Annotated in this window: 14 protein-coding genes; 4 read left to right on the plus strand and 10 right to left on the minus strand. The window is 65.7% G+C overall.

Annotation, left to right across the window (positions count from 1 at the left end):
* The first annotated feature begins 12 nt into the window (after nucleotides 1-12).
* Nucleotides 13-333, plus strand: a complete 321-nt coding sequence (gene fliE / locus DFR39_RS18385) for a flagellar hook-basal body complex protein FliE (RefSeq protein ID WP_133605300.1) — start codon at nucleotides 13-15, stop codon at nucleotides 331-333.
* A gap of 106 nt (nucleotides 334-439) precedes the next feature.
* Here the strand turns inward: fliE and DFR39_RS18390 are convergent, their stop codons facing one another.
* The 7 genes from DFR39_RS18390 to DFR39_RS18420 form a co-directional block, all read right to left on the minus strand.
* Nucleotides 440-1,159, minus strand: coding sequence for a flagellar brake protein (locus DFR39_RS18390; RefSeq protein WP_162849583.1), 720 nt, complete (start codon nucleotides 1,157-1,159; stop codon nucleotides 440-442).
* Nucleotides 1,160-1,197: 38 nt separating this feature from the next.
* Nucleotides 1,198-1,497 carry a flagellar protein FliT gene (locus tag DFR39_RS18395; protein WP_133605302.1) on the minus strand — a complete coding sequence of 100 codons (300 nt, stop codon included), beginning with the start codon at nucleotides 1,495-1,497 and terminating at the stop codon, nucleotides 1,198-1,200.
* Between the two features lie 46 nt (nucleotides 1,498-1,543).
* A complete protein-coding gene (gene fliS, locus DFR39_RS18400) occupies nucleotides 1,544-1,990 on the minus strand; it encodes a flagellar export chaperone FliS (protein WP_133605303.1) in 447 nt (148 codons plus the stop codon).
* Between the two features lie 219 nt (nucleotides 1,991-2,209).
* Nucleotides 2,210-3,661: a flagellar filament capping protein FliD gene (gene fliD / locus DFR39_RS18405; RefSeq protein WP_133605304.1), complete on the minus strand. Its 1,452-nt coding sequence runs from the start codon at nucleotides 3,659-3,661 to the stop codon at nucleotides 2,210-2,212.
* A 134-nt stretch (nucleotides 3,662-3,795) separates the two neighbouring features.
* Nucleotides 3,796-4,653 (minus strand): flagellin N-terminal helical domain-containing protein, encoded by an 858-nt coding sequence (locus DFR39_RS18410; protein ID WP_133605305.1) that lies wholly within the window; start codon nucleotides 4,651-4,653, stop codon nucleotides 3,796-3,798.
* A gap of 259 nt (nucleotides 4,654-4,912) precedes the next feature.
* A complete protein-coding gene (locus DFR39_RS18415) occupies nucleotides 4,913-5,773 on the minus strand; it encodes a flagellin N-terminal helical domain-containing protein (protein ID WP_133605306.1) in 861 nt (286 codons plus the stop codon).
* A 321-nt stretch (nucleotides 5,774-6,094) separates the two neighbouring features.
* Nucleotides 6,095-6,955 carry a flagellin N-terminal helical domain-containing protein gene (locus DFR39_RS18420; RefSeq protein WP_133605307.1) on the minus strand — a complete coding sequence of 287 codons (861 nt, stop codon included), beginning with the start codon at nucleotides 6,953-6,955 and terminating at the stop codon, nucleotides 6,095-6,097.
* A 589-nt stretch (nucleotides 6,956-7,544) separates the two neighbouring features.
* Between DFR39_RS18420 and DFR39_RS18425 the strand changes: the two genes are divergently transcribed.
* Complete coding sequence (locus tag DFR39_RS18425; protein ID WP_133605308.1) at nucleotides 7,545-8,024, plus strand: tetratricopeptide repeat protein; 480 nt, start codon at nucleotides 7,545-7,547, stop codon at nucleotides 8,022-8,024.
* 129 nt (nucleotides 8,025-8,153) lie between these two features.
* Here the strand turns inward: DFR39_RS18425 and DFR39_RS18430 are convergent, their stop codons facing one another.
* From DFR39_RS18430 to DFR39_RS20290, 3 genes are read right to left on the minus strand one after another with little or no spacing between them, the layout of a single operon-like run.
* A complete protein-coding gene (locus DFR39_RS18430; protein ID WP_133605309.1) occupies nucleotides 8,154-10,079 on the minus strand; it encodes an O-linked N-acetylglucosamine transferase, SPINDLY family protein in 1,926 nt (641 codons plus the stop codon).
* Between the two features lie 60 nt (nucleotides 10,080-10,139).
* On the minus strand, nucleotides 10,140-10,784 hold the full coding sequence (locus DFR39_RS20285; RefSeq protein ID WP_246030891.1) for a class I SAM-dependent methyltransferase: 645 nt from the start codon (nucleotides 10,782-10,784) through the stop codon (nucleotides 10,140-10,142).
* Entirely contained in the window at nucleotides 10,781-11,422 is a 642-nt protein-coding gene (locus tag DFR39_RS20290; protein WP_246030892.1) for a glycosyltransferase family 32 protein, read from the minus strand. Before DFR39_RS20290 ends, DFR39_RS20285 begins: the two co-directional genes overlap by 4 nt.
* 237 nt (nucleotides 11,423-11,659) lie before the next feature.
* Between DFR39_RS20290 and flhD the strand changes: the two genes are divergently transcribed.
* On the plus strand, nucleotides 11,660-11,983 hold the full coding sequence (flhD, locus tag DFR39_RS18440) for a flagellar transcriptional regulator FlhD (RefSeq protein ID WP_133605310.1): 324 nt from the start codon (nucleotides 11,660-11,662) through the stop codon (nucleotides 11,981-11,983).
* A 153-nt stretch (nucleotides 11,984-12,136) separates the two neighbouring features.
* Nucleotides 12,137-12,219: FlhC family transcriptional regulator (locus tag DFR39_RS18445; RefSeq protein WP_246030893.1), on the plus strand; the 83-nt coding region annotated here is incomplete at its 3' end.

Here is a 12,219-nt window from a genome sequence, read left to right on the forward strand (position 1 = left end):
GCAGAACCCGTCATGGACCTCAAGCTCAAACCCTTCGATTTCGCTCAGGCCGCCGCACGCGCCGGTCTGGCCGTGAACGGGCAGCCACTGACGCCGGCCGTCAAGGGTGGAGCGAGCTTCGGCGATGCCATGGCCCAGGCCATGAAGAGCGTCAGCCAGGCACAGACCGAGGCCAGCCGCATGCAGCGCGAGGTTCAGCTGGACAACCCCAATGTCAGCCTGGAAGACACCATGATCGCGATGCAAAAAGCGCAGATCGGTTTCCAGGCCACCCTGCAGGTGCGCAACCGTCTGGTCTCTGCCTACTCAGAGATCATGAATATGCAGGTGTAGGGCTTCGCCACCCTGACGTCCTGCGGCGGCCAAAGCCGCAGGCCGTGGCCCTCGCGAGGACCTGGCAGGGCTGGCTCCCTGCGTGTCGTGCGGTCCCGACCCTCGATCAGGACTTGCGCAGCAGGCGCTGGCGCTTCTGGGTCTGATCGATATAGAGCTGCAGGGTGCGATCCGCCCCCTGGGGCAGTCTCACAAAGGCGCAGCCCAGGCGCAGGCCGGCGTCGGTCTCGTAGACATGCTGGATGCGCAGATCGCAGACAAAGTGCTTGTCCCGCTCCAGCTCCACCTGGACGCTGCTGAGGGCTTGCCCGATCTGCGGGCGCGGCAGACCGGGTGCCAGCAACAGGGCCAGGCCGGTGGCGCTGAGATCCAGCACCCGCAGCTGCAGGGCCATATCGGGATGGTCGGGATGCTGAAGCAGGGCGCGCGGTGAGCCCAGGGGCTCGACCCGGAAGGCTTCACGGCGCTGGAAGCGATAGAGCTGCTGCGGCCAGGGCGCGCGCAGGGTGTCCATGGTCGGACTTTTTACCAGCACCAGCGGGGCCAGCTGGAACTCCAGTCGGATCTGGTCCAGATAGGCCACGGCCATGACCTCGGGGCTGTCAATCAGGGCTTGCAGGATCTGGGCGCTGCCCTGGGCCTCCAGGCTCAGGGCGTGGCGCTCGGGATCGATGTTCCAGATGCGGCTGCCGACGCTCTGGCCACCCGGTGTGCTGAGCTGCAGCGTTGTCTGTTGCTGCAGCAGCTGGCGCAGCCAGGCCTCGATCTCGGGCTCGGCGGCAACGCGGAAGTCTTCGGAGTGGGGCGCGGCAGCAGTTTGACTCATAGGGCAAAAGGCCCGGTGCATGCCGGGCCGCTCGGGGGTCAGTGAACCATTTTGCTCTTGCCGCTCATCACGCGGTCCAGGTCCTCTAGCCAGGGCTCGGCCAAGTGTCGGATCTCGGCATCGTTGAGCAGGATGCGCTGCATGATACGGGTCTTGAGCTTGGCCTCCTCGGGGGCCAGCTGATCGCGGGAGGCCGCGTGCTTGAGCTGCGAGATCAGCAGCACGCAGGCGCCTTCAAGCTTGACCACTTCATCCCAGTTGCCGGAGCGGGCGGCGTTGAGCATGTCGGCACTGGCCTGCTCGATGGCTTCGTAGTAACTCAGAAGTTGGGTGTTCATGGGCGTGGTCCGCAGATGAATCGGTGTGAGTGAGGGTGGCCGCTTCTCAGGCGGCTCTTGCGGGGGCGTGACGGCTGCGGTCCATCTCGGCGCCAATGCTGGCCCAGGCCTCTCGCACCGGGGCCAGCAGCTGCTGGCATTCCTCGATGGCGGCACTGTCGCCGTGCAGATTGGCATGGGTCAGGCGCAGGCACATATAGGCGTAGAGATCGCGCAAGTCGGTGGAGAGTTGGCCGCTCTCCATATTCAGTGCAGCCTTGAGGCCTTCGTCCAGAATGCGCACCGCCCGCGTCAGCGACCGGCTCTTGAGCTCCACATTCCCGGCGGCGATGGCGCCGCGGGCCTGGCTCATCGCATCGTTCAGCCCGTCGAAGAGCATGGCCACGAGGCGGTGCGGGCTGGCATTCAGCACATCGGTCTCAAGACCCACCTTGCTGTACATGGCGCTGCCGCGATGGGTGCGCGCTGCAAAGGGGGAGGCGTTGCCGTACATAGTGTCTCGTTCCGTTGGGGCCTTGTTGTTAGTGACTTCGGCCGCCTTCGGGGAAACTTGAGCCGGCTCCCGGCCAGCGTGCAACATTCTGTGCGATGCCCGCGCCGCGCTTGCACGGCGGCGCGCCATGAAAAACGCCCGGCTGGAACCGGGCGTTGTTGCGAGTCTTGAGGCGGGTGCGGTGGTGGACGGCGCACCGTGACCCCGTGGCGCCGTGTCTTAGCGGCGGTTCAGCATGGCCATCTGCTGACTGACATAGGCCGAGAGGCCGTTGAGCTGGCCCATATTCTTGTCCAGCGCGGTGTACTGGGCGCGCAGGCGCTTCTCGACCAGCTCCACCCGGTTCTCCAACTGCTCGGTGCGCTTGCCGTTGGCGCTGATGAGGTCCTGCAGCCCCTTCTGGCGGCTGCTGATGCGGCCCTCGCTGCCCAGGGCTGCGTCGGCAAAACGCCGCACCCGTTGCGCAAAGCCGTCGTTATCGGGGTTGCCAACGTCCAGACCCATGAAGAAGCTTTTCAGATCATCCAGCTTGGCCAGGGCCTTGTCCAGTTTGCTGGCATTGAGCTTGAGCGAGCCGTCGGCCGCCGGGTCCAGGCCGATGTCGGCCAGGCGGCCGAAGGCGCCGGCCAGGGAGGTGGAGCCTGCCATCAGGCCGCGCAGCTGGCCCTGGACGCCCACCACGGCGGAATCGCCCTGCAGGGTGCCGCGGGTCTTGGTGGCCGCGTCGTACTTGGTCTGGTCACGCACCAGGGTGGCGAGGCTGTTGTAGGCGCTCACGAAGTCGTTGATCGACTTCTTGAGGCCTTCGCGATCCTGCGCCAGATTGAGGGTGACCTCGCCGCTGGACGTGGGGCTGACCGTGGTCTTGAGCAGGGTGATGGTCAGACCGTCAATGCTGTCCTTGAGCACATTGCTCTCGGTGCTGACGGGCTGGCCGTTGAGCGTGGCCAGGGCATTGGCAGCCGCCTGGTTCTGGGTGGCCGAGGTGATACCGGCGCTGGGGTCGAAGGCCAGGGCCGACAGACCCTGGTCATCGCCCGGGTTGCCATCGGCATCGGCCACCGTGACCCGGAAGCCATTGTTCTCGCCGGTTTCGGCCGAGCGCATCACCAGGCGCGGGCCCGAGGCATCGGTGACGATGGAGGCCACCACACCAGCCTTGGCGGCATTGATCTTGTCGCGGATCTGGGTGATCTGGTCTTCGCCCGGGGCGATGTCAATGGTGATGGCGCTGACGCCGCTCTTGGCAGTGAAGGCGCTCTGGTCTGCGTTCCACTTGCCGAGCTCGATGGTGAGGCTGCCGGTGCCCACGCTTGCGGGGGCGGCCGCCAGGGGCTTGCTGGCAATCGACTGTGCGCTGGCCAGCCGACTCACCGTCACGACGGTGGTGCCGGCGACATTGTTGCCGCCCGCGCTGACCTGCACTGCCGTGGCATCGCTGGAGCTGGCGACATTGGCCCCCCAGCTGTCGGGATTGTTCAGCTTGGCGGCGGCATCGCGCAGCGCCGAGAGTGCACTTTGCACCTTGCCGTAGGCCGAGAGCTGGGTCTTGAGTCCGTCGGTGCGCGTCTGCAACTGGCTGATGGGCACGCGTTCGACATTGACCATCGCCTTGATGATGGACTCCACATCAAGATTGCTGCCGATGCCGGCGGAAGTGATGGTTGGCATGACGCGACTCCATGCTTCCCGTGGGGGAGGCGGGTGAGGGCTTTATCGGCCGATGGATCAAGAACTTAAGGCCGGCGCGCAGGTGGGCTGCGGGCCGGCCGGATGTGCAGGGTGTGGCGATGAGCCGGCCGCCGTCAGCCGCCGCGCAACAGGGACAGGACCTGCTGCGGGAGCTGGTTGGCCTGCGCCACCATGGCGTTGCCGGCCTGCTGCAGGATCTGCGCTCGGCTCAGGCTGGAGGTTTCGGCCGCGTAGTCGGCATCCATGATGCGGCTGCGAGCGGCACTCTGGTTTTCCACCGAAATCTGCAGATTTGCAATCACGGCCTCGAAGCGATTCTGCGAGGCGCCCAGCACGGCGCGCTGGGAGCTGACGGTGTTGATGGCCACATCGATATTGTCGATCACGGTCTTCAGCGTGGTCGCGTCAGAGGTGTCGTTGATGGTCGACTGGGCCGGGTCGGTGACCGCAATGATGCTCGTGTCCGCGGTCAGGTCGGACGTGAACACATCGATGGTGTCGTTGGGGGTGGTGTTGGGGCCCACCTGGAAGGTCTGGGTGCCTGAGTCCGCCCCGGCCAGGATGGTCTTGCCGTTGAAGGTGGTGCCGCCGATGACGCGGCTGATCTCATTGGCCAGTTCCCGGAATTCCTGACCCAGGGAGACACGGTCGGCGCTGGTGTTGGTGGCGTTGCGCGCCTGAACCGCCAGTTCGCGCATGCGCTGCAGCGTGTCGGCCATCTTGCCGAGCGCGCCTTCTGCCGTCTGGGCCAGCGAAATACCGTCATTGGCATTGCGGATGGCGACATTCATGCCGCGCACCTGGGAGTTCATGCGCTCGGCAATGGCCAGACCTGCCGCATCGTCCTTGGCGGAGTTGACGCGCAGGCCCGAAGAGAGCCGCTGCATCGAGACGCCAAGCGAAGACTGCGAAGAATTCAGATTGCGCTGCGCGTTCAGCGAGGCAATGTTTGTATTGATGGTCTGGGGCATTTCAGCACTCCTGCAGTTACGTTCCCCCGGCCTGATCCCAATATCAGCGTGAGTCTCAGGCCGAGGCTCGGTGACAGGTCTTGCCTACCGAGCCGGACCTGGGTCCGGGGTCGGACCCGCTTTCGCAAGCCCGATGGAACGAATTCTGCGAGTGCCTCGCCGTTTCTAAAGCCCGATTAAGGCCCTAAACAACGGCCAAAAGAAAAGGCAGCGACGCCGGCGTCTGCCGAGTTCGCTGCCCTTATGGGTGCTGGTTGCTTTACTGGAGCAGACGCAGAACCTGCTGCGGCGCCTGGTTGGCTTGGGACACCATGGCCGTGCCCGCCTGCTGCAGGATCTGCGCTCGGCTGAGGTTGGCCGTTTCGCTCGCGAAGTCGGCATCCATGATGCGACTGCGTGCGGCGCTCTGGTTCTCCACCGAGACCTGCAGATTGGAGATCACAGCCTCGAAGCGGTTCTGGGCGGCACCGAGGGTGGCGCGCTCACCGCTGACCAGGTTGATGGCCTTGTCGATATTGTCGACCACGGTCTTCAGCGCGGCGGCGTCACCGATGATGCTGGCGCGATTGGCGCCCTGGTTGTCATCGCCAGCCACGGCCTTGATGTCGGTGTTGGCCGTCATGTCGGTGGTGACCACATCCACCACATCGTTGGCGGTGGTGTTGGCGCCGACCTGGAAGGTCTGGGTGCCTGCATCGGTCGCCGCCAGGATGGCCTTGCCGTTGAAGGTGGTGCCGCCCAGCACGCGCTGGATTTCCTTGGCAAGCTCGCCGAACTCCTTGTCCAGCGAGGTCTTGTCTTCGGTGGTGTTGGTCGCGTTGCGAGCCTGCACGGCCAGCTCACGCATGCGCTGCAGCGCGTCGCCGACCTTGGCCATCGCGCCTTCGGCCGTCTGAGCCAGGGAGATGCCGTCGTTGGCATTGCGGATGGCCACATTCATGCCGCGCACCTGGGCTTGCATGCGCTCGGCAATGGCCAGACCGGCCGCATCGTCCTTGGACGAGTTGACGCGCAGACCCGAGGACAGACGCTGCATGGACGTGCTCATGGACAACTGGGTGGCCGAGGTGTTGCGTTGGGCGTTCAGGGAAGCGATGTTGGTATTGATGATGGCGGGCATGGTTCAATCCTTTCGGTGTCTATCAGAGAACGCACGGCATACGCCGCTCTGTCCGGATCTTTCGGCTCGATAACCGTCCGACTTCCTTGCCGCACGACCCTATGTCATGCAGCGCCGGTTCACCGGACCACGCAGTCCTTTGCTTTCTCGGACCCGTTGGATGGGTTATCGACGACACCAGGATTGACTTGAGACTTTCCTTGCTCCTGTGACCTGAATGCGCCGCCCGAGGTGGGCGGCGCTTATGGTGCTTGAGCTGGCGGACCTGTTGCTTCCGCCGTTACGCTTTGGTTCATCAGGGCCAGCTCGGCTGGCCCAGGGTCATCGAAGAAGCGACAGCACTTGCTGCGGCATCTGGTTGGCCTGGGCGATCATCGCGTTACCGGCTTGCTGCAGGATCTGCGCACGGGCCAGGTTGGCGGTTTCGGACGCGTAGTCGGCATCCATGATGCGGCTGCGCGCGGCGCTCTGGTTCTCCACCGAGACCTGCAGATTGGCGATCACCGCGTCGAAGCGGTTCTGCGAGGCGCCCAGCGTTGCGCGCTCTCCGTTGACGGTGTTGATGGCCTTGTCGATGTTATCGATCACCGTCTTGATGGCAGCTGCGTCACCCGTGATGGCAGCGCGGTTGGCGCCTTGGTTGTCGTCGCCGGCCACTGCCTTGACATCGCTGTTCGCGGTCATGTCTGTGGTCACCACTTCCACCACGTCGTTGGTGCTGGTGTTGGCGCCGACCTGGAAGGTCTGGGTGCCGGCATCGGTGCTGGCGAGGATGGCGCGGCCGTTGAAGGTGGTGCCGCCCAGCACGCGCTGGATTTCCTTGGCCAGCTCACCGAATTCCTTGTCCAGCGAGGTCTTGTCGTCGGTGGTGTTGGTGGCATTGCGAGCCTGGACAGCCAGTTCGCGCATGCGCTGCAGCGAGTCGCTCACCTTGCCCAGCGCGCCTTCCGCAGTCTGGGCCAGCGAGATGCCGTCGTTGGCATTGCGCATGGCGACGTTCATGCCGCGGACCTGGGCCTGCATGCGCTCGGCAATGGCCAGGCCTGCGGAGTCGTCCTTGGCCGAGTTCACACGCAGGCCGGAGGACAGGCGCTGCATGGAGGTGGACAGGGACAGCTGCGCCGAATTGGTGTTTCGCTGGGCGTTCAGCGAATTGATATTGGTGTTGATGATGGCGGGCATGATGCGCTCTCCTATTTCAGCTACAAGATTTCCCGGCTAAGTGCCGACGTGCTTGGGTGATGCGCTTGCGCGCACCGCCCCGAGGCGTGCCGAGTTGCCTCGGCCCGAGCTCGCCCGGCGGCAGTCAACCATGCAGCCTGAATCCCCTTGCGGGGCATCAATCTGTGGCCTCCTCACCGGACCACGCGTCTGTTTCCAGACCCGTTGGAATGGCTATCGGACAGCGCAAGCGGAAACTTGAGCGCTGTTTGTCAAGAGGCTGATCGATGGATAAGCGCTGGCGGAACCGTCTTGTTTGTCGATTCCGGCAGAGCCGGGGCTGTGTAGGTCGTCTGCGCTGCGGGTTGATCCTTGTCTTGTGTGGCTGAAACAGGGCGCTGGTCCGGTGCTTGCCGGTGCCGGCCCTGCTTGGGATTTCGGCCGGCCTGGCGATGCATATCCTTTGAGGTACGAGGTCTTGGGCTTGCTATTCCGGAGACTGCGTGCGGGGCGCATCCCTAAAGTCCCGAGCATCGCGGCCGATACATGGCGCCCATGGCTCATGGTGTTCTGGATCGCGAGTCCGAGATCAGAAGCCATGGAGAACCCCATGAATGCACGACTTTCCTTGTCCACGCCCAACGTCAGCGCACCGGTGACGGTTGAAACCGCTGCCGAGGCCAGCCTGCTGCTGGCTCAGGCCCGCAACGCCGCATTTGCCGAGGTGCAGTGCGGGCGTGTCGGCCTGGGTCTGGGCCTGCTGCAGCATGCGCTGGAATTGGAGCCGCTGAGCTATGAGCTGCTCAGTGATATGGCTGCGCTGCTGCTGGCCACCGGTGAGCTGAATCAGGCCCGGGCCTATGCCGAGCAGGCGCTGGCGCAGCGCCCCGCGCATGGCGCCAGTCTGTATGCCCTGGGCTTCGCGCAGTCGGGTCTGGGTGAACGCCAGGCGGCGCTGGCGACGCTGAGCCAGCTGCTGCGTGAGGGCGCTGCCCTCAGCAGCCTGCGCGAGGAAGCGCCCGGCCTGGAACTCGTGGCGCGCACCGAGCTGGCTCGCCTGCAGGCTTTGGAAGTCCCGGCGCAGCCCTGAGCCGCGCCCCGAGGCCGGGGCCAACCGTGGTGCCCGCCTCGCGTCAGTGCCCGGCCTGGCTGGCATGCCGGGCCGGCTTGGTTCGGCGCCGGGCTGTGCGCCCGGCCACCCCCGCAAGAAGGCGCCGTATTAGTGTTGCGCGGGCAGGGCGGCCGGCGGCAAGCCGTCCGCGTGGCGCTGCCACATGCGCAGCAAGAGTTGCTCGAGATCCCGGGCGAAGCGCGGCGCATCAAACAGGGCCGACTCGTCCCTGGCCTTGACAAGCCGCTCCCGCAGCGCCGCACGTTGCGCGGGATCGCGCCCCAGCTCGCAGACCCGATGGATATAGCTTTGCGTATCCGTGCAGATCAGCTCGGGCATGCCCACGCTGTGCAGCAGGCTGGCACAGACCCGGCCGGCAAAGGGCTCTCCCTGCAGGGTGAGCACGGGCACGGCGGCCCAGAGGGCGTCGCTGCTGGTGGTGTGGCCGTTGCAGGGCCAGCTGTCGAGCGCCAGATCGGCCGCCGCCAGACGACGTAGATGCGGGCCCAGGGGCAGCTTGGGCATGAAGATCAGTCGCTCCGGGGCCACGCCGCGGGCCGCCATCTCGGCATGCAGGCGCTCCTGTGCCTGCTCGGCGCCGCTCAGCTGCCAGATCACGGCCTCGGGCAGCGCCTTCAGGATCTGTGACCAGGCGTCAAACAGCGGGGCATTGAGCTTGTAGATCTGATTGGCGCTCAGCAGGACCAGGGCCTGCTCGGGCAGCCCCAGTTCGCTGCGAGACGGCGGCAGGGGGCGCTCGCGCTGCCGGTCATTGGGCTGATAGCAATGCGGCATCTGGGCGATGCATTCGCTATAGAAGGGGGCGTGCTCAAGTGGCGTGACGATGGGGTCCCCGATCAGGTAGTCCACCTCCGGCATGCCGGTGGTGCCCGGGAATCCCAGCCAGCTGACCTGCAGCGGGGCGGCGCGGTAGGCCAGGGCGGCCAGGCGGCTGCCGGCCGTGTGGCCCTTGAGGTCAATCAGGATGTCCACGCCCAGTTCGCGCACGCGATGTGCGGTGCCGGGCAGGTCCAGGTGGCCGATCTCCTCAAAGCGATCGCAGGCCTTTATCAGGCGTTCGCGCAGGGCCGAGCCATCGGCCGGGCTGTGCGAGAGCAGGCTGATCTCGAAACGGCTGCGGTCATGGTGTTCCAGCACCTCGGTCAGCAGGGTGGCCGTGGCATGAGCCTGAAAGTCATTGGACAGATAGGCGATATGCAGCCTGGCGCCCGGCTTGTGCGCGGGTGCGGGTGGCAGGGGCTTGATGGCGCGGCAGACATGGCGCGCCGTCAGCTGGGTGGCTTCCAGCATCTGCTGGGGGTGATGCGGCTGCCCCACCAGGGTGAAGGGCACGCTGAAGGCGCTCTCTCCGCGCTCCCAGGCACGATGCTGGGTGTCCAGCATGGTCTGCAGGCGCTGCTCCCAGCCCTCCCAGCGGGCGGCATGCTGCTCGAGCTGGATCAGATAGGCCTGGGCCCCCAGATGCTCGGGGTAGAGCACGGACAGGGTCCGGAAGCACTCGGCGGCCTCCTCGTGCATCTTGAGGGAGTGGAAGGCAAAGCCCAGCTCCATATAGGCGTCGCGATCATCGATCTTGAGCGTCAGCGCCTGCATCAGCGGCGCCACGGCGGCCTGGGGGTCGCCCAGGCGGTTGTGGGCGGCGCCCAGCTGCTTGAGCAGATCCAGGCTGCGGGCGCCCTCCGGGACCTGCTCGGCATGGCGCAGCACGCTGCGGAAGTCGTCCAGCACCGTGGCGGCCTGGGCGGCGAGGTGGGCGGCCTGGAGGCGAAGCTCCTCCGACACGCCCGCCGCCAGATCCTGGGCCTGCTGCGCTGCCCGCAGACAGGCGCTGAAGTCACCGGCCTGGCGCAGTGTGCGTGCTAGGGTCAGCCACAGGCCCGCGTCGCGCGGGCGCTGCCCCAGGGCTTGCTGCAGCAAGTCGGCCGCCTGAGTCCAGCGGCGCTCATTGAGCAGGGTCTGCACCTTTTGCAGCAGCTGGGGCTGGGCGAGGGCAGGGTGGGGCTTGGTGGCCATGGGCTTGGGGTGTTCTTGCGGGGCGGCCGAGCCGGTGAAGCCGGTCGACCGCGGGTGGAATCAGGCCGAGCTCGTGGCGCGCGTGGCCACGGCCAGCAGGGAGATGCGGTTGAAGAACCACATGCCCTGCAGGCTCCAGGGCGTGTACTTGCGCAGCACATTGGCCAGGGTGTAGGGCGTGTACCAGCAGTTGTGGTCGGGGTGGACCACCTCCACAAAGGTCTGCACGCCCTTGGAGTAGTCGAAGTGGCCGGCGAAGCAGCTGTAGGCGTCCGGCACGGTGATCACGTACTGGCTCGCACCCACCGCATCGAGCTGGCGCAGAAAGCCTTGCACATCGGGCACGTGTTCCAGCACCTCGGGCACCAGCACCAGGTCGTAAGGGCCCTGCACCTGGCTCCAGTCCGAGAACAGGCGGCCGCGCACATGGGGCTGCATGATCTCGAAGGCCTCGGGGTGGATGTCAAAACCGTCCAGCGTGCAGCAGCTGTCCAGCTGCAGATGCAGGGAGCGCTGCAGATCGGTGATGGGCCAGTCCACGCAGCCCACATGGAGCACGCGCTTGCCCTCGCAGATCTGGCGGAAGACATCCACCCGCGAGCGGCCCTTGAGGTCGTCGCCCACATACTGCTTTTGCACGAAGAAGGGCGGGTGGGCGCGCTCCAGCGGCGAGCAGATCTCGTCGAAGCTGTTCTCGGTGCTCATGCGACCTTCCGCTTGTAGAGCTGGTCATAGGTGCGGCGGGTGCTGGCCCATTCCTGGTCCGCGAACACCATGCCCTGGCCGCTGTACTCCAAGCCGGTGAAGTGGCGTGGGATGAAGAAGTGACTGGGCCAGATCGTCAGGCCCGTGTAGTTGTGGCGGCGGTGCGCCTCGGTGAGGAACTGCGGGCCCACGCTCTGCCAGGCCATGCGATCCACCACGGTCTCGGTGTTCTGCAAGTCGAGGATCAGCTGGCCGAAGAAGGGGTTCTCGGGCACCGAGGCCACATAGCCGGCGGCGATCAGGCCCGGGCGTGCCAGCTCGTTCTCCCAGCAGGCAAAGGCCTCGCCCTCGAAGAGCCAGGGCGCCAGGGGACGGCGGCAGATGCTGTCGGCATCCACCACAAAGCCGCCCTGCTGGTAGAGGATCTCCCAGCGCATCAGATCGGCCACGCCATTGAGCTCGCGGCCGGCCATCGCACGCATATGGCGGGCATTGATCCAGCCGAACTCGGCCAGGTCCTGGTTGCCCCAGACCCGCACCTCCCAATCGGGGTTGTGCTCGCACCAGGTGGCGATGCAGTTGTCGGGGCGCTTGGATTCGTCTCCGACCCAGATGATGTGCAGGATGCGTGGAATCATGCGGCGGTCCTTGTATGGCCTGGGCGCACTATAGGGACGGAGCCTCTCCTCTCATGGGTGGATAAGGCTGGGATTCCTGGCCTGTCTGTGCCGCGCGTGCCCGGGTCTTGTAGGGCAAGTTCCTACAGGGCCCCGCCCGGCAGGGAGACAGAAGACAGAGAAATGGGCTGATGTTTGGGTCTTGTTCCGATCTTCACAATGCGCAGCAAGCTAACGCAACGCCACAGGAGAGCCGAGATGAACGCAGACCAGATCCTTGCCGAGATTCGCGAAGCGAACCTGTCGTACCTGATGCTGGCGCAGAGCCTGATCCGAGGAGACCGGGAGCAGGCGCTGTATCGCCTGGGCATCTCGGAGGATACGGCCACGCTGATTGGCACGCTGAGCCCGGCGCAGATGATGAAGATTGCCTCGGGCAACACCCTGCTGTGCCGCTTCCGCATGGATGACGACCTGGTGTGGGGCCTGCTGACCAGCCATGGCAAGACCGCGGCCAACGACCAGGTGTCGCGCCTGCACGCCAGCATCTTGATGGCTGGCCGCCACGCCGAAGCCGCCTGAACGATTGACCCCCGGTCACGCGGGTACGCGTGACCACCCCCCGAGGGGGTGCGAGTCTGCGACTCGCGACGGCGGGGCCGCCTTTCACTTCAATGAATAGCGGCCCGGCGCTGGCCCCGCAAAGATCAAGACCCGACTCACAGAGAGCCCACCATGCGTCAAAAGAGCATCCTGACCGAAGCCCGCCAGATCGAACGTGCGGTGACGCTGATCAACCTGGGGGCGCGGCTGCAGGT

This window comes from Roseateles asaccharophilus, assembly GCF_004362405.1.
Classification (GTDB): Bacteria; Pseudomonadota; Gammaproteobacteria; order Burkholderiales; family Burkholderiaceae_C; genus Kinneretia; species Kinneretia asaccharophila.

Excerpts from the sequence above, each read along its gene's own strand:
- fliE (WP_133605300.1), top strand. The coding sequence starts at position 13 with ATGGACCTCAAGCTCAAACCCTTCGATTTCGCTCAGGCCGCCGCACGC.
- DFR39_RS18390 (WP_162849583.1), bottom strand. The coding sequence starts at position 1,159 with ATGAGTCAAACTGCTGCCGCGCCCCACTCCGAAGACTTCCGCGTTGCC.
- DFR39_RS18395 (WP_133605302.1), bottom strand. The coding sequence starts at position 1,497 with ATGAACACCCAACTTCTGAGTTACTACGAAGCCATCGAGCAGGCCAGT.
- fliS (WP_133605303.1), bottom strand. The coding sequence starts at position 1,990 with ATGTACGGCAACGCCTCCCCCTTTGCAGCGCGCACCCATCGCGGCAGC.
- fliD (WP_133605304.1), bottom strand. The coding sequence starts at position 3,661 with ATGCCAACCATCACTTCCGCCGGCATCGGCAGCAATCTTGATGTGGAG.
- DFR39_RS18410 (WP_133605305.1), bottom strand. The coding sequence starts at position 4,653 with ATGCCCCAGACCATCAATACAAACATTGCCTCGCTGAACGCGCAGCGC.
- DFR39_RS18415 (WP_133605306.1), bottom strand. The coding sequence starts at position 5,773 with ATGCCCGCCATCATCAATACCAACATCGCTTCCCTGAACGCCCAACGC.
- DFR39_RS18420 (WP_133605307.1), bottom strand. The coding sequence starts at position 6,955 with ATGCCCGCCATCATCAACACCAATATCAATTCGCTGAACGCCCAGCGA.
- DFR39_RS18425 (WP_133605308.1), top strand. The coding sequence starts at position 7,545 with ATGAATGCACGACTTTCCTTGTCCACGCCCAACGTCAGCGCACCGGTG.
- DFR39_RS18430 (WP_133605309.1), bottom strand. The coding sequence starts at position 10,079 with ATGGCCACCAAGCCCCACCCTGCCCTCGCCCAGCCCCAGCTGCTGCAA.
- DFR39_RS20285 (WP_246030891.1), bottom strand. The coding sequence starts at position 10,784 with ATGAGCACCGAGAACAGCTTCGACGAGATCTGCTCGCCGCTGGAGCGC.
- DFR39_RS20290 (WP_246030892.1), bottom strand. The coding sequence starts at position 11,422 with ATGATTCCACGCATCCTGCACATCATCTGGGTCGGAGACGAATCCAAG.
- flhD (WP_133605310.1), top strand. The coding sequence starts at position 11,660 with ATGAACGCAGACCAGATCCTTGCCGAGATTCGCGAAGCGAACCTGTCG.